This is a genomic window from Variovorax nivicola, from assembly GCF_051216475.1.
Classification (GTDB): Bacteria; Pseudomonadota; Gammaproteobacteria; order Burkholderiales; family Burkholderiaceae_C; genus Variovorax.
This window is the reverse complement of sequence record NZ_JBPJZK010000001.1, coordinates 1,692,881-1,714,877: the sequence shown is the minus strand read 5'-3', so window position 1 is coordinate 1,714,877 and position 21,997 is coordinate 1,692,881. Positions and strand designations below refer to the sequence as shown.

At 60.3% G+C, this 21,997-nt stretch carries 15 protein-coding genes and 2 pseudogenes; 10 read left to right on the top strand and 7 right to left on the bottom strand.

The annotated features are described in order from the left end of the window. Positions 1-83 precede the first annotated feature (83 nt). The 4 genes and pseudogenes from ACSFBF_RS08175 to ACSFBF_RS08160 all read left to right on the top strand — a co-directional run bounded on the left by ACSFBF_RS08175 (position 84) and on the right by ACSFBF_RS08160 (position 4,514). The gene (locus tag ACSFBF_RS08175; RefSeq protein WP_435465796.1) at positions 84-1,091 is read left to right on the top strand and encodes a Bug family tripartite tricarboxylate transporter substrate binding protein; all 1,008 of its coding nucleotides are present in this window, start codon (positions 84-86) and stop codon (positions 1,089-1,091) included. Positions 1,092-1,119: 28 nt separating this feature from the next. Further along, a complete protein-coding gene (locus ACSFBF_RS08170) occupies positions 1,120-2,517 on the top strand; it encodes an MmgE/PrpD family protein (protein WP_435465795.1) in 1,398 nt (465 codons plus the stop codon). Between the two features lie 67 nt (positions 2,518-2,584). Continuing rightward, positions 2,585-3,574 (top strand): annotated as a pseudogene (locus ACSFBF_RS08165) (quinone oxidoreductase family protein). A 55-nt stretch (positions 3,575-3,629) separates the two neighbouring features. Next, positions 3,630-4,514, top strand: coding sequence for an isocitrate lyase/PEP mutase family protein (locus ACSFBF_RS08160; protein WP_435465794.1), 885 nt, complete (start codon positions 3,630-3,632; stop codon positions 4,512-4,514). A gap of 492 nt (positions 4,515-5,006) precedes the next feature. Here the strand turns inward: ACSFBF_RS08160 and ACSFBF_RS08155 are convergent, their stop codons facing one another. Further along, positions 5,007-5,519 (bottom strand): winged helix-turn-helix transcriptional regulator, encoded by a 513-nt coding sequence (locus ACSFBF_RS08155; protein WP_435465793.1) that lies wholly within the window; start codon positions 5,517-5,519, stop codon positions 5,007-5,009. Positions 5,520-5,642: 123 nt separating this feature from the next. On the opposite strand from ACSFBF_RS08155, the gene ACSFBF_RS08150 reads away from it, so the two are divergent. The 6 genes and pseudogenes from ACSFBF_RS08150 (at position 5,643) to ACSFBF_RS08125 (ending at position 14,346) form a co-directional block, all read left to right on the top strand. Beyond that, positions 5,643-6,062: a nuclear transport factor 2 family protein gene (locus tag ACSFBF_RS08150; RefSeq protein ID WP_435465792.1), complete on the top strand. Its 420-nt coding sequence runs from the start codon at positions 5,643-5,645 to the stop codon at positions 6,060-6,062. 10 nt (positions 6,063-6,072) lie between these two features. Continuing rightward, entirely contained in the window at positions 6,073-6,588 is a 516-nt protein-coding gene (locus tag ACSFBF_RS08145; RefSeq protein ID WP_435465791.1) for a DUF3237 domain-containing protein, read from the top strand. Positions 6,589-7,728: 1,140 nt separating this feature from the next. Next, positions 7,729-10,510 (top strand): annotated as a pseudogene (locus ACSFBF_RS08140) (class I SAM-dependent DNA methyltransferase). Then, the gene (locus tag ACSFBF_RS08135; protein ID WP_435465790.1) at positions 10,507-12,564 is read left to right on the top strand and encodes a DEAD/DEAH box helicase; all 2,058 of its coding nucleotides are present in this window, start codon (positions 10,507-10,509) and stop codon (positions 12,562-12,564) included. Before ACSFBF_RS08140 ends, ACSFBF_RS08135 begins: the two are co-directional and overlap by 4 nt. Continuing rightward, a complete protein-coding gene (locus tag ACSFBF_RS08130; protein ID WP_435465789.1) occupies positions 12,557-13,768 on the top strand; it encodes a GIY-YIG nuclease family protein in 1,212 nt (403 codons plus the stop codon). Before ACSFBF_RS08135 ends, ACSFBF_RS08130 begins: the two co-directional genes overlap by 8 nt. Before the next feature lie 8 nt (positions 13,769-13,776). Continuing rightward, positions 13,777-14,346: a hypothetical protein gene (locus ACSFBF_RS08125; protein WP_435465788.1), complete on the top strand. Its 570-nt coding sequence runs from the start codon at positions 13,777-13,779 to the stop codon at positions 14,344-14,346. A 305-nt stretch (positions 14,347-14,651) separates the two neighbouring features. On the opposite strand, the gene ACSFBF_RS08120 is transcribed toward ACSFBF_RS08125, so the two are convergent. The 6 genes from ACSFBF_RS08120 to ACSFBF_RS08095 form a co-directional block, all read right to left on the bottom strand. Further along, positions 14,652-14,885, bottom strand: a complete 234-nt coding sequence (locus tag ACSFBF_RS08120; RefSeq protein WP_214701205.1) for a DUF2188 domain-containing protein — start codon at positions 14,883-14,885, stop codon at positions 14,652-14,654. Further along, a complete protein-coding gene (locus tag ACSFBF_RS08115; RefSeq protein WP_435465787.1) occupies positions 14,882-16,006 on the bottom strand; it encodes a helix-turn-helix domain-containing protein in 1,125 nt (374 codons plus the stop codon). Before ACSFBF_RS08115 ends, ACSFBF_RS08120 begins: the two co-directional genes overlap by 4 nt. Further along, positions 16,003-16,659 carry a hypothetical protein gene (locus ACSFBF_RS08110; RefSeq protein WP_435465786.1) on the bottom strand — a complete coding sequence of 219 codons (657 nt, stop codon included), beginning with the start codon at positions 16,657-16,659 and terminating at the stop codon, positions 16,003-16,005. Before ACSFBF_RS08110 ends, ACSFBF_RS08115 begins: the two co-directional genes overlap by 4 nt. 245 nt (positions 16,660-16,904) lie before the next feature. After that, positions 16,905-18,752, bottom strand: coding sequence for a 3'-5' exonuclease (locus ACSFBF_RS08105; RefSeq protein WP_435465785.1), 1,848 nt, complete (start codon positions 18,750-18,752; stop codon positions 16,905-16,907). A gap of 273 nt (positions 18,753-19,025) precedes the next feature. Continuing rightward, positions 19,026-19,856, bottom strand: coding sequence for a hypothetical protein (locus ACSFBF_RS08100; RefSeq protein ID WP_435465784.1), 831 nt, complete (start codon positions 19,854-19,856; stop codon positions 19,026-19,028). Positions 19,857-19,903: 47 nt separating this feature from the next. Then, a complete protein-coding gene (locus tag ACSFBF_RS08095) occupies positions 19,904-20,890 on the bottom strand; it encodes a hypothetical protein (protein WP_435465783.1) in 987 nt (328 codons plus the stop codon). Between the last annotated feature and the right edge of the window lie 1,107 nt (positions 20,891-21,997).

Sequence of the window (21,997 nt, the reverse complement as noted above, 5' to 3'; positions counted from 1 at the left end):
GTATTGAGAGTGCTCGTCCGATATATTGGACGAGCGTATCACGGCTAAATAGACTTCACTCCACTGATAAAAGTGGAGACAAGATGCAGAGAAAACCGACACGCGGCACCGTGAGCCGCAGGCTTTTCGTCACGGCCACGTTGCTGCTTCCGGCCATGTATGCGAGCGCGCAGAGCCCTGCAGACACATCGGGCTACCCGAGCCGCCCGATCCGGCTCGTGGTCGGATTTCCGCCCGGGCAGTCCAGCGACGTCATTGCGCGCGCTTATGCCGCGGCACTGCAGCCGATCCTGAAGGCGGCCATCTACATCGACAACAAGCCGGGCGCCAACGGAATCCTTGCAGCGCAGACCGTCAAGTCGGCGGAGCCCGATGGCTATACGCTGCTGTTCGGCACCTCGGGTCAACTGGCCATCAATCCGGCGCTCTACGCGAAGCTTCCCTATTCGCCTTCGACGGATTTCGTACCGGTCGCGCCGATCGCCAGAGGCAGGCTCTTCCTGGTGGTGAACAACGACCTGCCGGTTTCATCGCTGAAGGAACTGGTGGCCTATTCCAAGGCGAACCCCGGAAAGCTCAGCTTCGGTTCCGGCGGCACTGGGATCACGTCGCACCTTGCTATGGAGATGCTGAAGTCCGCGACGGGACTGAACGCTGTCCACGTGCCCTACAAGGGGTCGCCAGCGGCCCTGGCTGGCCTGATGGGCGGTGACGTACAGCTGATGTTCGATTCGGGCGGGTCGCTCTTGCCACTGGTCGCCAGCGGCAAGGTCAAGGCGCTCGCTGTGTCCACGAAGGACCGGTATCCGGCGCTTCCCAATCTGCAGACGGTGCAGGAGCAGGGCGCGCCAGGCTTCGAGGCCTACGCATGGAATGCGGTGCTGGCGCCCGCTCGGACGCCAGAGGCCATCGTCAGGAAGCTCAACGCAGCTTTCCTCGAGGCCAGCAGATCCGAGATGGTGACTGCGCCCGTGGCAACGGCGGCCCACGACGCGCTGCAGATGGACCTGCCGCAACTCGGCGAGTTCATGCGCGCAGAAACGGTGCGCTGGGGTAAGTCGGCCGCGGCGGCCGGTGTCAAACCCGAGTGATTCATTCCCGTCTTTCCGAGATATCCAAATGCTTTTGAACGACCCCAGCAACCAATCTTCCGACGCAGCCCAACCCACGCGACAACTGGCGGAGTTCGCCGCCGCCCTGCAGTTCGACGATGTTCCCACTGCGGTGATTGAGAAACTGAAGCTGCACATGCTCGACGGACTGGGAGTCTGCCTGCACGGCTCGGCTTTGCCTTGGACGAGAAAGGTCGCGGAAATGGTGATGGCCGAGGGCGGCAATGCCAGGGCGTCCGTGTGGGGCAGGAGCGTGCGCACCTCGGTCTCCCAAGCCGTGCTGGTCAATTGCACGGCCGGGCATGCCTTCGAGATGGACGACATCCACAAGGAGTCGGTGCTGCACCCCAACTCGCTGGCCGTCCCTGTAGCCTTGGCCATCGCCGAAAGCCAGGGGGGCGCGACTGGGCGCGATGTATTGACTGCCATCGCGGCGGGGTATGAGGTGGGTACGCGTGTTGGCAATGCCGCGACAACGGCTTTGTTCCTCAACGGCTTTCATCCGCAGGGAACCTCGGGAGCATTCGTCGCCGCGGCAACCGCAGGTCGATTGCTTGGGCTGGACGCCGATGCCATGCAAAACGCGCTCGGCATCGCTGGCAGCATGGGGGCCGGATTGATGGCTGCCCAAGAGGGCGCGATGGTGAAGCGATTGCACGCCGGTCGCGCTGCCCAGAGCGGTGTCTATGCGGCCATGCTGGCGCAGCGCGGATTTACCGGCATCGCCAACGTCCTGGAGGCCGAGTACGGTGGCTTCCTCAGCTCGCTGGCCCGCAACTTCAAGATCGAGCGACTCACGGACGGACTGGGCACGGACTGGGAAGCAGGAAAAGTCGGCTTCAAGATGTACCCCAACGTGACCAGCATCCATGCAGCCCTTGACGCGCTTCAGGCCATTCAATTGACTCACAAGGTGACACCGCAGGACATTCGCCTGATCGAGGTCGGCTGCGGCCACATGACCTATGTGCACACCGCATGGGAATACAAGCCCGTGAGCGTGACTGCAGCGCAGATGAACATCTTCCACGGGCTTTCTGTCATGGCCCTGCGAGGCAAGGTGACGGCCGCTGACTACACCGAAGATTCGATTGCAGATCCTGACGTGCTGTCGTTCATGGACCGCATCAGGCCCTTTGAGGATGACGCCATCGAAAGCCGCGGGCCAGAGGCCAGGCACGCGGCCACCATGAGGGTGCACACAGCCTCCGGAGAAATCCTGGTGCAGGACATCTGGGCGCGTCGCGGCAGTCCTGAGAACCCCGTGACCTCCGATGAGGTGAAGGAGAAATTCTTCGGCAACGTCGTGGATCGGATCGAGGTGGGCAGCGCGGAACGTATTGCTTCGCTGACGAGTGGCCTTGACCTACTCGCTTCGATGGATGAACTCAACGCTCTTCTCTGAAATTGGCGTTTCGGCAGATCGGCCGCCTGGCCGATCTGATGCTGCGCCTTCCTCCGAAACGAATGCTATGCGAGCCATCACGATCGAGCAGTACGGCGGCCCCGAAGTTCTGCAGAGGCGCTCCGACGTGGAGATTCCTGTCCCCGGCCCGGGTGATGTGCTCGTGCGAGTTATTTGCGCTGGCATCAACTTCATGGATATTCACACCCGCCAGGGCAAGTACGCCAACTCTCGAACTTATCCAGTACGCCTGCCTTGCACGCTCGGAATGGAAGGCGCAGGCGAGGTGGTCGCCGTCGGGCAAGACGTGCAGCATCTAGCGATTGGCGACCGCGTAGCCTGGTGCATCGCTTGGGGAAGCTATGCCGAGTACGCCCGCATCCCTGCGGCGCTCGCTGCTCGTATTCCAGACGATGTGGACTACGACCTCGCCGCCGCATCGATCTTCCAGGGCTGCACCGCTCACTACTTGGTGGAAGACGTTGCCTGCATCGTGCCCGGCTCCACATGCCTCGTGCACGCCGCATCAGGAAGCATCGGCCAGCTGCTCATCCAGATGTCCAAGCGGCTAGGGGCAACGGTTTTCGCCACGGCCAGCACTGAAAAGAAATGCGCGGCCGCAATTGCTTGCGGGGCGGATCGGGCCGTGGTCTATGGAGATGGAAGCTTCGTCGACGTCGTTCGTCAGGCGACCGACGGCAGGGGTGTGGATGTCGTCTTCGATTCCGTCGGCCAAGCGACATTGCGCGACAGCATGAGAGCCGCCAGAACCCACGGTTTGATCGTGAACTACGGAAACGTCTCCGGCTCTGTGCGAGACCTCGATCCGATCGAGCTGGGCGAGGCGGGTTCGCTCTTCCTGACACGCCCGCGCCTGGCGGACCATATGGCCGACGCCGTCACCGTGCAGCGCCGCGCCGATGCGGTGTTCGCGGCCATGCGGCAAGGCGCATTGCGTATCGAGGTCGCAGCGCGCTAAACACTCGACGATCTGGACCTGGCGCTCGCCCGGATCGAAAGCCGCGAGCAGATCGGCAAGGCAGTCGTATGCATCTGAGTACCCCCTCGCACAACAGTCATCAAACACCAAACACCGACGACGACCACACTCCATGAACTCGATCAATCAGCACCCTGGCGCCTTGCTGCGCAGTCACATCGAGGCCCGAAAGGGACTGCTCGTTCCGGGCGCGGGCAACGCCCTGGCCGCACGCGTCATCGAAACGATGGGGTTCGAAGCGGTCTATCTCAGCGGTGCCGGGCTTGCCAATACTTTCTACGGCTTGCCCGACATGGGGTTTGTCAATCTGTCGGACATTGCAAACCACACGGCTGCCATTCGTGATGCCGTGACATTGCCGCTGATCGTGGATGCCGATACCGGCTTCGGCAATGCACTGAATGTCCGGCACACAGTCCGCACGTTGGAGCGTGCTGGTGCCAACGCGATTCAGCTCGAAGACCAGGTGATGCCCAAGAAGTGCGGACACTTTGCCGGCAAGGCCGTCATCGAAAAGTCCGAAATGGTGGCCAAGGTCAAGGCTGCCGTCGATTCGCGCCAGAGCGAAGACTTTCTGGTGATCGCGCGAACCGACGCGCGCGCGGTGCACGGGCTGGAAGATGCACTGGATCGAGCTCAGGCATTTGCAGAGGTGGGCGCTGACGTGACCTTCATCGAGGCACCTGTCAGCATCGAAGAGCTTCGCCGAATCGGCAGCCTTTCAACGCCTCAATTGGCGAACGTGGTGATCGGTGGCAAGACGCCTGCGATGCCGTTGGGGGACTTTGCAGCAATGGGTTTTTCCATTGTCTTGTACGCCAACGCTGCGCTGCAAGGTGCGGTGCGCGGCATGACCAACGCGTTGGGTCAGCTGAAAGAACACGGCGAACTGCCGGAAGATCCCTTAGTGGTCGCTACATTCCAAGAGCGTCAGGACTTGGTGCAGAAGCTCCTGTTCGACGAATTGGACCTGCGTTACGCCTCTGAGGCCGTCTAGATGTCCATTTCGGATTGTCTGGTCTGGATGGTTCGAATGTTCTTGGCCCAAGCGACTCGGTCTCTGGGCAGAGCCATGCCGTTTTTACAGCCAGCACTCGCGGTGGAGGGGCATAGGTGCCGGGGTTCCGCGCGTTGATGCGGTGCAGTTGACCTGGTTCCCGCAGGTCGAATTGCTGGGTTCTGCGCGTGCTTGCCTCATAGCATCAGCTGGCTGCTAGCTGTCAAAGGAAAGACCCCGACCAAAGGGCGACCGACTGACCAGTGTCCTGGGGCAGGGGACGGTCCGCAGCTGTCGCCGCTGGAGGATGCGCCGGCAGCAGGGCTTTTGCGACACGACCTGCTGCATGTCGATGGATCTATTGTTGCCGCATCGATGAGCGCCGCCGCCCTGGCGATCCCGACGCTCGCGAACGTCAGGTGCGCGTCGCGCGAGGGCTTCAGCATCGGAAGAAGGGCACGCGGAGTGCCCGTCAGGGCCAGGGGAAGCGCGTCAGGCTTGATCGCGCTTGAACGCTTCCTTGCGCTCATGTCGCTCAGCGTCGAACGACTTACCGAGCGTCGCGGAAAGTTCTTCCCTGCGCATCTCTTTTCCGCATTCCCGACACATCGGACCCAGTCCCGGATCCTTTCCGCAGGGAACGTGCGTATAGCGAATGGCCACCTCCTGTTTTCCGGGCTTGCACCAAGTCTCACCCCAGGCGCGAAATGCCAGGAATACGGGGTAGAAGCCGATGCCCATCTTGGTGAGGTGGTACTCGTTTCGCAGCGGCCTTGTGCTGTAAGGACGGCGTTCGATCATTCCGTCTGACTCGAGCTTCTTCAGCCGGCCTGCCAGCATCTGCGGTGTGGCCTGAATCTGCGCCTGAATCTCCTCGAAGCGATGGCTCCCGAGGAACAACTCGCGCAGCACCAGAACTGTCCAGCGGTCGCCGACGATCTTTTGCGCCAACGCAACCGGACAAACGGTGTCCTGTGTCACCGATGGCGACGCACTTTCAGCCATTCTTTTTCCTCAAAGTCTATGTACCTATGATAATCATAGGTATAGTGATCATGTTCGCGAGAGGGCCTACCAACCGGACGCGAGCCGCGGAATCAGCTGATGCACCGCGAATAGGAGCTACTGATGCAGAAAGGTTTTTTCAACATGTCTGAAGCTACAAATCTCAATCTTGCCGCGATCGCCGACCGCTACGCTGCGGCATGGCTCTCGCACGATCCCCAAGCCATTGTCGCGCTGCATACCCCTGACTCGACCTTCCAGGCGCATGGCCGCAGCGGAGCTGTCAAGGGCAAGGCGGCATTGCTCAAGGAGTTCGCCGGCGTGTTTGAGCTCTATCCGAATTTCGGCGTCGAAATACGCCGCCTTCTTCTTGGTGACAGGCACTGGACTCTCGATTGGGACCTGACATTCCAACCGCCCGGCAAGGAGTCCAGGAAGTTCCACGCGCTCGACGTCGTGGAAGTGGATGACGCTGGTCTTGTCACAAGGAAAGACACCTTCTTCGATTTCGCCCAAGTCAAAGCAGCGCTCGAGGCGAAGTGAGAGATAGACCATGACGAACACAACGACCTTCGCCACCGCACCTGCGACGCCGCTGTTCGGTCGGCCGTTGATCAGCGCATTGCCGGTGGAGCATTTATGCGACCTCAGCATCGACCTGGAACTCGGTCAAGTTATCAAAACCCACCTCGGCATCCGCTTGACTTTCGTGGTCAAGGGCGGACGCTTCGAAGGTCCCCGTTTCCGAGGCGAACTGTTGCCGGGCGGTGGCGACTGGGTCCACCTTGGTGCTGACGGGATCAGCCGCATGGATGTTCGCGCCACCTTTCGCACCCATGATGGCGTCCTCATCCACTATGACTCGCAAGGCCTGCTCAGGTACCCGGCCGACGGCCGCGAGCGGCTTGCCAAGGGCGAGCGGCTGTCCTTCGATGAAACATACATCCGTCCAACGCCTCGGTTCGAGACGTCCGACGAGCGCTATGCCTGGCTCTCCGGAATGGTCACCGTCGGCTACGGCGAATACGGCCCTGGCCGCATCGACCATCGGATGTATTGCGTCCTGTGACATGACCCGCGCAGCGCGCGAAGGGCGATGCTGCGCGGGCCAGTCTCACGCTTCGCTCCACCACAGGGATATGCCTTGGCTGATGGCCCGGCTTTGCGGCAATGCGCGCGCCAGCGCTCGCATGAGGTGGTTTGTTCAAGGCTTTATGGCGTGATGCCGCTAGCTGCATTCGTATGGCGGCGGGAATGTACGGTTTGCGCCGCTCAATGCAGACATCAGTGGCTCTGAGCCCCATGACGGCAATCGCTGCATACCTGCCGCTCGTAGAGGTGAGGTGCCGACCTGGGCGCAGCATGTTCCTTGCGTTTGCGGTGCGCTCTCAGTCGCCGATAAGGAGGGGGTTCTCATGACCTTCGTTATCGCAAATTGGGGCGTGAGACTGAACCAGCCACCGATAACTGGGTGTTTACGTGCCTTTGGTTATCGTCGGTTATCGGGGTTTCGGGCTCACGAGGTCATCATCGTGCTGTGAGTGCAGCCGGCAGCGAGGTGACGGGGCAGGCTGTGCGCAACCTGGGCCGCACGTTGGCAACGCGCTAGGGGCGGGGGGCATGCACCTGACCTTGCGGCTACGCAGCCGCGTGAACGCCACTCGCGCGGCGGCATGCCTGACGCTGGTCGTCAGTTCGTCGCGTCCAAGCGCTGAACACTAGGTGAGGAGGGGCTGGACTGTCGGTGGCACAGTTGTCTGACTGGGTATGGTGGCCCGGCAGGCAAGGGGCATGCGTCGCAGGTCAGCCTAGGTGGGGGCTAGCCCCGCCCGCTTGTCGTTTGCACTTGACCACTCCCAGCGCCGCAGGTGGCGGCGCTGGAGGATGCCTAGGGATTCATGCAGCCGGCGTAGGCCTCTCGGAGGCACGAAGCGGCACTAGCGACGGGCTACACTGAGTGTGGCACGGTGCCCGTGAATCGGGTTGGTTTCGCCTAGAGCGAAATTCGAACGAAGAGAGGTGGCGGAAGGGCGGTCGTGCACCATCCATGACTTACGATTGACGGGCTGGTGACCACACGCACACGTAGGGACTGGCCGATGAATGAGCCGCAGTGTGCACACCCAAATGGTGTGCAGATTCGATGACCACATCCGTTCATTACTTGAACGACATACTCACACCACATTTACGCCTTAGGGGCACATAGTTGAACGCCGTTGAGATAGAGCAGGCCATCACCGATCTTGCGGAGCAATCGTTCGATGGCGAGAACTTTCCATATGCCTTCCTTGAAGCCTTCGGCAACAAGGCGACGACGATCCAACGCCTGCGTAGCGGTGCGACGAACAAATCCGACCTTGGCGGCGTTCTTCAGACCAACAACATCCATTTCGCTGCCTGCGACAGCGGCCATGTCTCGAACACCCTTAAGGCCTTGAAGGGCAGCCCGGCGACCGCCCGGGCTAAGGCGAAGTTCATCCTTGCCACGGATGGCGTGGACTTTGAGGCTGAGGACTTGACGAGCGGCGAAACCGTCGCCTGCTCTTTCAAGGACTTTCCCGACCACTTTGGCGGCGGGTATCAGCACCGTCCGGCAGATCAGCGAGAACGCCTTTGACATCCGGGCGACCAGCCGCCTGAACCGCCTCTATGTTGAACTGTTGAAGGACAACCCCGAATGGGGCAAGTCCGATCGTCGCCATGACATGAATCACTTCATGGCACGGCTCATCTTCTGCTTCTTCGCCGAAGACACGGATATTTTCATCGGCAAGCGTCTGTTCACCGACACTATCACGCAGATGGGGGCGAAGGATTCATCTAACTCCCATGAGGTGATTGGCACGCTGTTCCTCGCCATGAACACGAAGCCGGGTGAGGACCGGAGAGAGGCCAAGATTCCCCGCTGGGCCGACGCCTTCCCCTATGTCAACGGCGGGCTTTTCTCGGGCAGCCTCGATGTGCCGCGTTTCAGCAAAATCGCCCGTTCCTATCTGCTGCACGTCGGCGGTCTCGATTGGACCAAGATCAATCCGGACATCTTCGGGTCCATGATCCAGGCCGTCGCCGACGATGAGGAGCGGGGCGAGCTTGGCATGCACTACACCAGCGTGCCCAATATCCTCAGGGTCCTGAATCCGCTTTTCCTTGACGATCTGCGCGCGCGGCTTGAGGAGGCGGGCGACAACCCGCGCACTTTGCTCAACCTGCGCAAGCGCATGTCGAAGATCCGGGTCTTTGACCCCGCCTGCGGCTCCGGCAACTTTCTTGTCATCGCCTACAAGGAGGTGCGCGCGATAGAGGCTGCGATCAATAGGCGGCGTGGGGAGCCAGATCGCAACTCGGAAATCCCGCTCACCAACTTTCGAGGCATCGAGCTACGCGACTTCCCGGCCGAGATCGCGCGGCTGGCGCTGGTTATCGCCGAGTACCAGTGCGATGTGCTGTATCGCGGACAGAGGCTAGCCTTGGCTGAATTCCTTCCCCTTCGCAGTGAGAACTGGATCACCTGCGGCAACGCGCTGCGGCTCGATTGGTTGAGCATCTGTCCGCCGACTGGAACCGGCGTGAAGTTTCAGGCGGACGATTTGTTCAGCACGCCCTTGGATCAAGCACAGATCGACTTTGAGAACGAAGGCGGCGAGACTTACATCTGTGGTAATCCGCCTTATCTTGGCTCACGCGATCAGACGGACGAGCAAAAGGCTGATTTGGCAATGCTCTTCGACATGCGAATCCAGAACTGGAAGTCACTTGACTATGTTGCTGGCTGGTTCATCAAGGCCGCCGACTATGGCATCAAAACGCAGTCCACCGCCGCCTTTGTTTCCACAAACTCCATTTGCCAAGGTCTGCAAGTTCCAATCTTGTGGCCGGCAATCTTTGCCGGAGGCTTCCAAATCGAGTTTGCCCACACATCCTTTCCGTGGGCCAACCTTGCAAGCCACAACGCAGGTGTGACCGTAGCCATCATCGGAATTACGACGCAACCACGCAGCCCGAGGCGCTTATTCTCTCTGGACGATGCTGGACAAACCATCGGGCGCCAATGCGCACATATCAATGCATATCTAGTGCCAGGCGAGAGTGTGATTGTGGACAAGGCTAGCCAGCCTTTGTGCACGCAGAGTGATATGACCTTTGGAAACACGCCAATAGACGGGGGTCATTTGCTGCTCTCGCGAGACGCACTTGACGCGCTGCAACTCACACCTGAGCAGCAAGACCGCTTTGTCCGTCGAATCTACGGCTCGGCCGAGTTCATTCGCGGCCTAGAGCGCCACTGTCTGTGGATTGAAGATCGACACTTGGCTGAAGCACGAGCCATTCACTCCATTGCTCAGCGTCTTCGTGATGTGCGCAGTCTGCGGCTCAACGGCGGGAAAACAGCAAGGGACATCGCTGAGAGATCGCACCAATTCCAAAGGATGTACTTTGGCAAGGTTTCAACGCTCATTGTTCCTAGCGTTTCATCAGAAAGCCGCGAGTATCTTCCTGTAGGGCTCATTGACAACCGTTCTGTTGTCAGCAATCTCGCATTCGCCCTCTACGATGCGCCCCTATGGAACGTGGCACTGATCGCCTCTCGCCTGCACCTCGTCTGGATCGGAACCGTATGCGGCAAGATGAAGACGGATTACCGCTACTCCAATACCCTAGGCTGGAACACGTTTCCAATCCCCGCTCTAACCGATAAGAATAAGACCGACCTCAAACGCTGCGCCGAGGACATCTTGCTGGCGCGCGAGCATCACTTTCCGGCGTCGATTGCTGACCTCTATGAAGTCAAAAATGGAGTTTCGCAAATGCCACACGATTTGCGCGCGGCGCATGAGCGGAACGACGAAGTGCTTGAGCGTATCTACATCGGTCGTCGCTTCAAGAACGACACCGAGCGGCTGGAAAAGCTGTTCGACCTCTACAAAAAGATGGCTGCTGCGGTTGGGCCGGCTAAGACCAAGAAGCTAAAGACGGGAGTCACCGCATGAACGACAAGAGCAAATCCGTCCCTTCGGTTTCCGTTACCTACGCCCGCAACGGCGCGTCCACCAAGGCCAATGCCCTTGGAATGCGTCCGATGCAGGAGCGTGCCTACGAAAAGCGTGGGGAGCAGTACCTCCTCATCAAGTCGCCGCCCGCGTCAGGCAAGAGCCGTGCGCTAATGTTCGTCGCGCTCGACAAACTCAAGCACCAGAGCTTGAAGCAAGCCATCATCATCGTGCCGGAGAAGTCCATCGGTGCGAGTTTCAACGATGAGCCGCTGTCGCAGTTCGGCTTCTGGGCCGACTGGCACGTCGAGCCGAAATGGAATCTGTGCAACGCGCCCGGCAACGACAACGGAGGCAAGGTGAAGTCGGTCGGCGCGTTCCTCGACAGCACCGACGAGGTCCTAGTCTGCACTCACGCGACGTTCCGCTTCGCGGTCGATGCATATGGCGTAGAAAAGTTTGACGACCGGCTGATCGCCGTTGATGAGTTCCACCACGTTTCGGCGAACCCCGATAACAAGCTCGGCCTGCATCTTGGGCAGTTCATTGCGCGAGATCGTGTTCACGTCGTTGCGATGACCGGCTCCTACTTCCGGGGCGACGCCGAGGCCGTGCTTGCTCCACAGGACGAATCCAAGTTCGATTCCGTCACCTACACCTACTACGAACAGCTCAACGGCTACGAATACCTCAAGCAGCTCGACATCGGCTATTTCTTTTACAGCGGCCCTTACGTCGATGACATCCTCAATGTCCTCGACCCGGTGGAGAAGACCATCATCCATATCCCCAACGTCAATTCGCGCGAAAGCACGAAGGACAAGATGCGGGAGGTGGAGCACATCATCGAGGCTCTTGGTGAGTGGCAAGGCATCGACGCCGCGACGGGCTTCCAGCTAGTCAAGACGCCTCAAGGCCGCGTGCTGCGTATCGCCGATCTTGTCGACGACGACGTCACGAAACGCGACCGCGTATCTGCCGGACTAAAGGACCCGACGCAGAAGAACAACCGGGACTATGTGGACATCATCATTGCCCTCGGCATGGCGAAGGAGGGTTTCGACTGGATTTGGTGTGAACATGCGCTCACGGTCGGCTATCGCGCCAGCCTGACCGAGATCGTGCAGATCATCGGGCGTGCAACCCGTGATGCGCCCGGCAAGACCCGCGCGCGCTTTACCAACCTGATCGCCGAGCCTGACGCTTCGGAGGAAGCCGTTACCGAGGCCGTCAACGATACCCTCAAAGCCATCGCAGCCAGCCTACTGATGGAGCAAGTTCTCGCACCGCGCTTTGAGTTCAAGCCAAAGAATCCGGATAACGGACCCATCCCGGGCTTCAACTATGGCGAAGGCGGCTACGATCCCGACAAGTGCAACATCGGTGTTAATGAGCAGACTGGGCAGTACCAGATCGAGATCAAAGGCCTTGTTGAGCCCAAGAGCAAGGAAGCCGCGCGCATCTGTCAGGAAGATTTGAATGAGGTGATTGCCAGCTTTATTCAGGACAAGACCGCCATCGAGCGCGGCTTGTTCGATGAAGAATTGGTGCCCGAGGAACTGACTCAGGTCCGCATGGGCAAGATCATCAAAGACAAGTACCCCGAGCTTGACGCGGATGATCAGGAGGCCGTGCGGCAGCATGCCATCGCCGCCCTCAATCTGACGCAGCAGGCCAAGCAGCTTGCCACGGGCGGCGATAGCGCCGAGCCAACAGCCAACACCGCCCTTATCGACGGCATACGCCGGTTTGCGATGGACGTGCGCGAGTTGGACATTGACCTCATCGACCGTATCAATCCTTTCGGCGAAGCCTACGCCATCCTTGCCAAGACCATGAGCGAGGAAAGCCTGAAACAGGTCGCGGCGGCTATCTCCGCCAAGCGCACGAACCTGACGCCGGAAGATGCGCTCAGTCTCGCCAAACGCGCAGCGCAATTCAAGAAGGAGCGCGGTCGTGTGCCTGCGCTCGATTCGCAAGACGTATGGGAGCGACGCATGGCCGAGGGGGCATCGGCCTTCATGCGCTTCAGGGCGGAGGGGCGCTATGAGTGATCCTGGTCTCGACGAACTAGCGGCAGAACTTTCCGACTTCGCCGCGCCTGAGAAAAAGGGCGGACGTCCCCCGCGCGAGGAGCGCATCATTGCTGGTTTTGAGGAGATTCAGCGGTTCTTTGAGAAGCATGGCCGTGTACCGCAACACGGGGAAGAGCGCGACATTTTCGAGCGGTTATACGCCGTGCGCCTCGATCGTCTGCGCGCGCTTGCGGATTGCCGCGCCGTGCTTGCGCCGCTGGACCGTCAAGGGTTGCTTGCGGGCGCGTCTAGCGTCGCCGCAACCGAGGAGGCTATCAACGTGGACGAGCTCGCGGCCGAACTGGGGGGCACGAGCAACGCCGAGGACATCACCGTCCTGCGTCATGTCCGTACGAGTACCGAGAAGCGCGCCGCCGAAGAAATCGCGCAGCGCCAGCCATGCGAGGATTTCGAGACGTTCAAGCCGCTCTTCGAGTGCGTGCAGCGCGAGATCAAGGAAGGCATCCGCGAAACGCATGCCGTCCACAAGCTGGACGAACTCAAGCTGACCGAGATTCAGCAGGGTGAGTTCTTCATCGTGGAAGGCCAGCTCGCATACATCGCAGAGGTGGGCGATGACATTCGGACGAAATACGAACGTCGGGATAGCCGCCTTCGCGTCATCTATGACAACGGCACCGAAAGCGACGTGCTGCAACGCTCGTTTCAACGCGCCCTTTACCGCGACGAAGCGGCGCGACTCGTCACCAACCCTTCCGCCGGTCCGCTGTTCTCCGATAAAGCATCGGAAGACGACCAGGAGAGCGGCACGATCTACGTTCTTCGCAGCAAATCGAACCTTCCCATCGTCGCTGCCAACCGCGACGTGCTGCACAAGATCGGAGTGACGGGGCGCAGCAATATTGCCGCGCGCTTTGCCAACGCGAAGAACGAAGCAACCTTCCTGCTAGCCGACGTGGAAGTCGTCGCCACCTACGACCTCTATAACATCAACCGCGTCAAGCTCGAAAACCTGATCCACCGCGTGTTCGATCCGGCGCTCCTCGACATCGACATCAAGGATCGATTCGGCAAACCGGTGGTTCCGCGCGAATGGTTTCTGGTGCCCGTGTTCGTCGTCGACGAAGCTGTCGAGCGCATTAAAGACGGGACGATTACGCAGTACGTCTACGACCCCAAAGCGGCGCGCCTTGTGAAGGCCCCAAGGGTGGCGCGGACCTGAGCGAAAACTTGCTCTTCACTGAAGACGAATGGAATGCCGCGATTCCAGGCGTCGTCGCTGCAATGACTGACTTCCTGCACCCCTATCGCACCGCGATCTATGAACATAAAGGGGAGTACGGCGAAGGGTGGGGTAGCGGCTCATTCCTGCGTTTGGGAGACAAGGTCTTCATACTGACCAACCAGCATATTGCCCGCATACGCGAGGAGAGTCGGATGCTTGCCTATCAATTAGACGGTCAGGAGGATATCCGCGCAATCGCTGGGAACCACACCGCAGAATGTCCGTGGCCCCTTAACCTGGCTGTGCTGCCGGTAGACATAGAGGCGTGGCCGGATGCGACCAACAAATCAAGGCCAATCACGGTAGAGCAGATCGAGCTCTGGCACGACCCCGTGCCGACGGAGCTCCTGGCGTTCACCGGCTTTGCCGGTCAGAACACATCCTTCCACTACAACACACTGTTCAGCAAGGGCACGTGCTACACCGCCCGCGAAATCGAGCCTCCTCAGGATGAACGGTTCTCTTCGCGTTTCACTTCGGGCTGGACTATCGTCCTGACCTTGCATCGAATGTGAACAGCAGGGACGCCTTGCCGCTTCCGCCCGGCCTGAGTGGCTCCACGGTTTGGGATACCAAATTTGTGGCCGCAAAGATGGCCGGTGTTTCGTGGACGCCGGACTTAGTAAGGGTGGCTGGTGTAGTCTGGGGCTGGCCTTCCGGCAACGCCTGTCTGGTTGCCACCCGTGCGGAGTTCGTGCGCAGCTTCCTTTTGGAAGTGACATCGAAAATGTGGCCAAGCACGTAAACCTGATTCAACGCAACGCGGCAGGCAACATCTTCAGTTGCCTGCCGCTTTCTTTTGCCGACGGTTATTGCGTGGCTAGTTCTTCTTGTCTTTCGGGGGATTGGGATCGTTGCCGTAGCTGTCGCTGTCGCGGATCGTGCCATCCTTGCGATGGATCACGACCTCGACGTGGTCCCGCTTCGCCTGGTCGCGCGCTTTGTCGATGGCGGCCTTCTGGGTGTCGACGACAACCCCGGCACGCTCCGCGCCTTCCTTCTTCGTCGCCCATCCATCCTTGTGCGGTACGACGTGAATGTCTTTCTTGGTCATTTGCGAATTCCCTCATGTGAGCTCACGACACGAAGCTGAGGCGGCTTGCCAGTTTTGGCCTTGCCAGTTCCCCCGCCGCTGAGCCCCGTGAGTGCGAGCCCAAACACAAGTTGATCCAGCTCCTCGACAGGGACGCACAGATCGCTGGCGATGTCGCCCTTGGAAATGCTTTCATCCCGCAAGGCTGCGAAGACCTTTTGAAGAATCTGAGAGGCTTCGCGCTGTCCTTCGTCGGGTTCGCTCTTGCGATACCCGCGCGACGACAGCTCGATGTAGAGCGACTGGTAGTGCCAGTCGCTCAAGACGCCGACGGTGTGCAGCCGATAGGTCAACGCCGCCACCGAAACGCTCCAGTACTTCTTGATCTTGATCAGATGATCGAGGGTTGCCATGCGCGGCGCATAAGCCAGCACGCTGGCGCGCGGCATCAGGAATGCCGAGGCAAAGGTGTTCGCCTCGCGCTCGGCTTCGCGGCCCTGCGGCGAGCCGTGCCGATGCAAGACCAGGTGCCCGAGTTCGTGCGCGGCATCGAAGCGACTGTGTTCGGCGGACTTCTTCGTGTTCAGGAACACGAAGGGCGTACTTTGCCGCCACATCGAAAACGCATCGACCTCGGCAGCATCCACCGATAGGGAGAAGACACGGACGCCCTTCGACTCGAGCAGGTGGACCATGTTCTTGACCGGGAGCTCGCCAAGGCCCCATTGCTGGCGCAGCATACGCGCCGCAGCCTCGGGGTCGTCTTCGCGGCTCAGGTCGGGCAGGTCCTGCGCCGGCAGCTCGAAGCGGGCCTCGATCCAGGCGTTCAGCATCAGGGCGATGGCACCGGCACCGAGCGCGGTGTCACGCTGACCGGCGGTCATCTTCGAGAGGGCACGAAAGCTGGCGATGTCCGGCGTCGGTTCGTCTAGGTCGTCCCCAAAGAAGAATTCTTCGGGGAACCCCAGGACCGAGGACAGGCTGGTCAGGCGGTCATCGTCCGGGCTGAACTCGCCTTTCTCATAGGCCGAGATAGAGCGCGGCTCTACGCCGACCGCTGCAGCCAGCTTGGTCATCGTGAGCCCGCGCCGTTTGCGAGCCAGGGTGAGCCGTGACGGGTTGAATAGAGCGGCTTCGATCATGCTCGACGCTTAACGTCGACATTGATGTCCGGCTGATGCGGCGGCGAGGGCGGGGTGATCTCCAGGAGGTCCGGATCGGTCGGGATTGCGCCCAGGATGATCCGCTCCTGCCAGCCATCCACGCGGCCATCCGGGCCCATCGATGTCGGCAAGGACAATTCGCAGCGCACTTCCCCCTGCGCGCGGTGGACCAGAAGAATCCACGTCATGCGCGGCTCATCAGATGCCGCCGGGCGCGCCGCAGGCGGTACTTCGGCCGGAGGGAAGATGAGGTCGAGCTGCAGTTGGTTGCCGGTCACCGCGCTGGCGGTGCTCGGCCCCTTCGAGGACTTGGTCGTCGGCTGGAACTCGGCGCGGCCCGTGGCATCGTCGCCGGTCGCCACCGCAATCGCCACCGCGCCCGCCCCGTTGATCACCAGCGAATAGTTGTTGTCGTCGCATCGGTCCCAGCCTTCGGGCAGCAGATATTCGCGCAGGCCGCGCACCATGGTCGCCCACGCGCTGAAGCCGGGGAAGAGCGGGGGATCGTTCGGGGTGCAGGACGTAAAGGTCACATAGCCGCGCTTCACGATCTCCGCGAGCCGGAACTCCTCCAGCCCGAGCTGCGCTAGGCGGCTGCCTACGTCTCCGGTCTCGATATGGGTCTGCGTCACTTCAGTTTTCCTTTCTGCGCCTCGCGGCCAACTTCCGGTTTTTATACCTTAAGTCAGGAGGAAAAACAAGAAGTCAGAGCGATTTTCCTGTTCTTTTCCACAGTGAGGGGAAGGTTAGGCCTCGCCGTCGCCGCCTGCCGATGGGATTGGCAGCGCAAAAGGGAAAATTCGGGGGTTCGATCATCTCAATCAGTTCGAGTCGGCGTTCGTCGAGCAGGGCTCTTCCCGGCATCCGCTGTATCAACTCAAGCTGCGCCTTGCAAGGCGGCCTCCACCTTCGGCTCGAGGAGAAAACGGCTCAGCTTTGAGTATTCGCGGCGGACGCCACTTACCTTGATTGGCGAGTGGCCCAGCCAAATCCGCTTGCGTGCGCGGGTGATAGCTACGTAGAGGACGCGGCGCTCCTCGTCCAACTTTTCAACCGTCGTCGAGCGGCGATCGGGTAGCACACCCTCTGTGACGCCAATCACAAAGACGTAGTCCCACTCCATGCCCTTCGCAGCATGGATGGTGGAGCAGGTAATCGCGCCGGTGCCGGCGATCTCTTGGATATGGACGCTCATCTCTGCGGCGCACGCGAAGCGTCGGGACAGAGGCTCCCATCGATTCAATGCGTTGCGTAGCACCTTGTTGGCGTTGACGCCGCCGTGAAGCCTCAAGTACGCACGGACGCAAGCTCTGTACGCGCCCTCCGTGTTTTTTCCGCCGGTGATGTTGAGGAACTCGTTGACAAACTGGTTCCACTTCTCGAGCTTCGGAAGAACCATCCGTGTGGTCTTGACATTCGGGTCGGCACCGGAGTCCTCCGTGGCGCCGGATAGATCGATCAGCCAGGCTGAATCGTCTAGGCCCAGCCTATCGCGCATCTCGGCCTCCAATTCGGCCGTCATGCGAGCGCGTCGGCTGTTGACGCCCGTATCGAGACCGATCCCACAGTCGTGCAGATCCTCGAACTTGTCGGCTAGCCACAGCACATCCAGGACGGCCTGGAAGTGGCTGTCGGATCCGGCGAGCAGCGTCGCTACGTTACGGGCGGCGAGTTCCTGCGCCAAGGGGTGGAGAACGGCTCGTGTGCGACCCAGAAGCGCAATTTCGGAGTGCGGCACGCCCCGTCGCAGCAGTTTGCTTACGCGCTTCGCCACGGTGCTGGCCAAGGTGCGTGTATCCGACTCCTGGATCAACACCGGAGCTTTGCCCGTCTTGTCGGTCTTGATGGCGGGTGGATCTAAAGGCGCAGCCACGGCTTGAGCAAGAGCTGCGATCTCGGCTGTCAGCCGATGCGACCGGCGCAGCACGTGTTTCTTCGACTCACCGGCAACCAGCACGACGCCAGCCTCGACCAGCGCTCGACGAAGCGAGGTGTACCGGCCGCCCGCGAACCCGTAGATCATCTGCAGGCGATCGCCCAGCACGACCGTCGTCTTCACTTGCTGGGCCAACCCGGCGACCAGCTTGGCCTGGGTGAGCGTGCAGTCTTGCCATTCGTCGACGATCAGGTGATCGATCCCCAGTTCTTCGCCAGATAGTTGGGCCATCAGACGGAGACCCAGCCGCAGCATGTCGTCGTAGTCAATCGCGCCGGACGAACGCTTGTGATCTTCGTAGGCCTGATTGCGGGTCAATTTGGCGGTCGAGGTCTTGGAGCGAACAGCGGACCTCCTTGCGGATCCCTGCTTAGCTGCGCTGAAACTCGCACCCGTCTTCCCCGCGCGAGAGCTGCCATCGATCCGTTCGAGGATCTTGGTCAAACGGGAGGGATCGACAACCGCGGGAACTGCACGATAGCCAAGTCGACGGTGGTGCCGACGAATCAGGCCGTAGAAGAGGGCATGGATGGTAGACACCTTGACGGTAGCGTCCCTGCCGGCGCTGATGTTGACGTCGGCGGCCTGGAGGCGTTGCCTGAAGTTCACGACCGTGGCGTTGGTGGCCGAAAGGACCTGAATTCGAGCAGCGGGATCCTGTTCGAGAAGATGCTTCACGCGAGCTACGGCAGTAGTGGTCTTACCACCGCCGGGGACGGCCGTGACTTCGGTGAATCTGTCCGTGCTACGGATGACGCGGCGCATGGCCCTTGTGGTCTTGATGGGCACGATGAAGGAACTCCTTGAGAAAGCTGATCGATCAGGTGAGGGCGGCGGCTCTTGGCAACTGCTGCCTCTTTGGCCTTCGCCATCCTTCTGAGTGAGCAGGATGGATGGGGCACTCGATGTAGTGTTGCGGCCGAGAAAGTGAGGTGTTTTGGCCGAGGGTGGAGGTGCGAAAAGTGCGCTAAATTGCATGAAAAAGGCCCCCAACACGATGTTTTGATCGGTTGAGGGCCCGGTGCAAGATAAAGATCCGGTACCTATACCAGGTGCAGATTTTCAGGGCCACTCGCGAGGGGGCGCCGCGATGACGCGGGCCGCTTCGCGCAGCCACGTCTTCGCGGTCATCGGCAGCAGAGCATTGGTCACCGAGGGGCGCTTCCGGCACAGCATCTGGAGGACGAACGCGTCGCCTGCTGTGTACTTCGGGGTCGTGAGCGCCCGGCGAACACGAGCCTGAAGTGCGCCGTCCCCCGTATCTCGGCGAGCGGATCGACTCAGCGCGGCTCCTATCGCGGCCCGGTTGCCGAACGCGTGATAGCGGACCTGCGTTGCCCAGAACTTGCTGAATTTAAAGTCGATCAGTGCTTCGATGGTGCCGAGACCCATCCGCTCAATCAGTTGCGTCTCTTGCAAGCGAATCTCGGTGTGCAAGCAGCGATAGCCTCGCGCGGCGGTGGCCAGCTTGGACTTGCGGTCGGAGTAGGTGACGAGGCGACGGGGAGCGTGGGGCTTTCCGAAGTAGTGCGTATTCTTGTGCTCGGTCACCTGCGCTGGTCCGTACCGCATCGTGATCGTGCGAAGGAAGTAACGCTCGAGGCGCTGCGCATCAACCTTCCAGCGGACCGGATAGTCCCGGGCAATCTCGACGTACGCGACCTGAGCTGCGATGCGAATGCCCAGCATGCGTTGAAGGACGTGCAAAGTGCTCGCGCTGGGCTGAAGCACGCGAAGAACGTATTTCCAGCGCGGGTTGTAGGGTACGTTGACCGGATCGATGGTGACCTCCTCGGGCAGGGTGTCGACCCACTCTTGGCCGGGGTGCAGGTCAATCCAAATGTCGAGGCGGTCGAACGCATCGAAGAAGCGTTTGAGAAAAAAATTGCGCATGAAAGTAGCGACCGCCCGGGGCGGCCGCGGTGAATGAAGGCTGTGATTTACCTGTCGTTGTTGGACGGGGTTTCCATGTTGGCGGACCTCTCGTACGCGCCGGCGTAACGAGAATGCCAATAGCTCGGGATGTGCGAGTGGCGCAGGGGGCGCATGGCCGTAAGTCGGGCGTCGACCTGCTCGATGCTGAGCTCGACGGCGTTGGCGATCAGGGCTCGAGGCTTTTCTTCGGCGGCGAGGTACCAGATCACGCGATCTTTGACCGTGCTTGCCACGAAGGGCTGGAAGTCAAGTTTGAAGCGCTCGCGACCGCGCGCTACTTGCGCCATGACCTTGCCGCATCCGTCCGCGAAGTAGTTCTCGCAAGTCAAGTACTCCATCGAAATGGCGACGCTGAACTCAGGATCGGGCTCGCATTCCTTGCACAGAACAGCCTCGTCGGCCGCAGCGCCGAGGATGACGAGGTCTTCGCAACTGGCGACTCGTGCGACCACCACGATGTGCTTCTTGTGGGCAACTGCGGCTTCCCGGACGGAGGCCAGGTCATCGGCCATGGCAACGGTCAGGCCGGGCGATGGAATCTGAAGAAGCAAGACGTCCGGGGAGGCGGGGTCAGCGATCAGTCGGTCGAGGTCGAGGCGCGTTGGACCGCTCAGCCAGATCGCGGCTTCGTCCAGAGACGGGTGCAGCAAGACGGGTTGCTTGCGCTTCTTCTTGCTCTCGTCTTTCTGCTTTGCCAGGTACATCTCCATGAGGCGGCTTTCGATCATGTACTTCGCAGGCGAGCCGCCGACAACAGATCCGCTGAACATGTCTGCTGCCTGCGGCAAGTACGGAAGCGATTTGGGGCGACGGAACATCCGGAGGAGGGCGCCGGAGATGTCCTGGATCAAGTTGTCCGTCAAGGTGGCGACTATCTGGAGACCGATGGAGCGGGGTGACGCGATGTGTTGTTCCCACATCGTGTTCTGGTAGGCGTCGGACGCAGTACGTTTGACGGGCTTGGCCGTCTCGGGGGTTTTCTTGGGAGGCATTCGTTATCTCGAATGGATCGAGCGCAGCGACAAGTGGTGAGTTGGCTGCTGGCTCGAAGGGGCTGCTAAAAGTGGAACGGTCTTTGTGAATACACATTGCGACCGCGGTAGCCGTATTGCTAGGCCTATGTACAACTTCGCGGGCATAGGCAGAGCAGCGGAAAAGCTCCGCCCAACGGCAGACTTTTGAGGGCTGTCGTGGGCGAAGAACGCAGGGTGAACCGGCTTGCCGAGATTCCCTATCCGGGCATCACGACTGACCGGCCAGGGAGGCCATCGAATGTGCGGCGTGGCGGCAATGCCTCGCCGATCTATGTGCCAAGCGACCGTTGAATTTCGGTAACTACAGCAGCGTAGTAGCCCTTGGTTCCCGGCCCATTGCTTTGGGCTTTAGGGATAAGACCTGCGCGCACGCGGTTGTAATAGGTCGAGCGTGACCAACCCATCAACTCAATAAACTTTTTAAGACGAACGAACTGCTGCGGAGGGTCCATGGGAATCCTCATAAAACTTCTTGACAAATCGCTTTTGGGAAAGCGCGCTAGTCAGCCGGATACGTAACGCGATGGCGCATCTCATCGCGATCCGGCGCAGAGTCAAGCCTTCGGCCTGCGCAAAGAAGGCAGCCTAAAGCTTCGCCCCGTCGTGACGGCGGCGTCTGGCGTATGGGGTTCGACGACTGGAGTGCCAGCCGGAAAAAAGGGTAGCGCGTAAAAGTAAGAAGCCAGTCACGCTAGTTGCTTAACTGGCTCCCGAGCTGACCATTGCGGTCGTGCCCTGATCTAAAAGTAGAGGTAAGGCCTCGAATCAGGTATGAATATACCTGCGTAGAAAACTCCGGTCAATACGGCGCCGCTAAGTCGGCTGCGTCCAATTCCTGGTTCTATGCCGCAATATCGGGTCACGGCCGAGCCGCTCATGCCGAGCGCACGAAACGCATCTGAGGCCGCCGTTGATTGGTGCTGCTGGCAACTGCAGCTCAGGGCGCTCAGATCGACACAGAGTGCCTATCGGCGCATGCGCCATCGTGCAAGCGCAGGCGTGTGCTAGGTCCGAGAGCCCACGGGGGCAGTTGATCTACTTTAGGACCATCCCAGAGTGATTAGG

What these genes read in the sequence shown, in the direction of transcription:
- ACSFBF_RS08175 (WP_435465796.1), top strand. Translation starts at nt 84, where the DNA reads ATGCAGAGAAAACCGACACGCGGCACCGTGAGCCGCAGGCTTTTCGTC.
- ACSFBF_RS08170 (WP_435465795.1), top strand. Translation starts at nt 1,120, where the DNA reads ATGCTTTTGAACGACCCCAGCAACCAATCTTCCGACGCAGCCCAACCC.
- ACSFBF_RS08160 (WP_435465794.1), top strand. Translation starts at nt 3,630, where the DNA reads ATGAACTCGATCAATCAGCACCCTGGCGCCTTGCTGCGCAGTCACATC.
- ACSFBF_RS08155 (WP_435465793.1), bottom strand. Translation starts at nt 5,519, where the DNA reads ATGGCTGAAAGTGCGTCGCCATCGGTGACACAGGACACCGTTTGTCCG.
- ACSFBF_RS08150 (WP_435465792.1), top strand. Translation starts at nt 5,643, where the DNA reads ATGCAGAAAGGTTTTTTCAACATGTCTGAAGCTACAAATCTCAATCTT.
- ACSFBF_RS08145 (WP_435465791.1), top strand. Translation starts at nt 6,073, where the DNA reads ATGACGAACACAACGACCTTCGCCACCGCACCTGCGACGCCGCTGTTC.
- ACSFBF_RS08135 (WP_435465790.1), top strand. Translation starts at nt 10,507, where the DNA reads ATGAACGACAAGAGCAAATCCGTCCCTTCGGTTTCCGTTACCTACGCC.
- ACSFBF_RS08130 (WP_435465789.1), top strand. Translation starts at nt 12,557, where the DNA reads ATGAGTGATCCTGGTCTCGACGAACTAGCGGCAGAACTTTCCGACTTC.
- ACSFBF_RS08120 (WP_214701205.1), bottom strand. Translation starts at nt 14,885, where the DNA reads ATGACCAAGAAAGACATTCACGTCGTACCGCACAAGGATGGATGGGCG.
- ACSFBF_RS08115 (WP_435465787.1), bottom strand. Translation starts at nt 16,006, where the DNA reads ATGATCGAAGCCGCTCTATTCAACCCGTCACGGCTCACCCTGGCTCGC.
- ACSFBF_RS08100 (WP_435465784.1), bottom strand. Translation starts at nt 19,856, where the DNA reads ATGCGCAATTTTTTTCTCAAACGCTTCTTCGATGCGTTCGACCGCCTC.
- ACSFBF_RS08095 (WP_435465783.1), bottom strand. Translation starts at nt 20,890, where the DNA reads ATGCCTCCCAAGAAAACCCCCGAGACGGCCAAGCCCGTCAAACGTACT.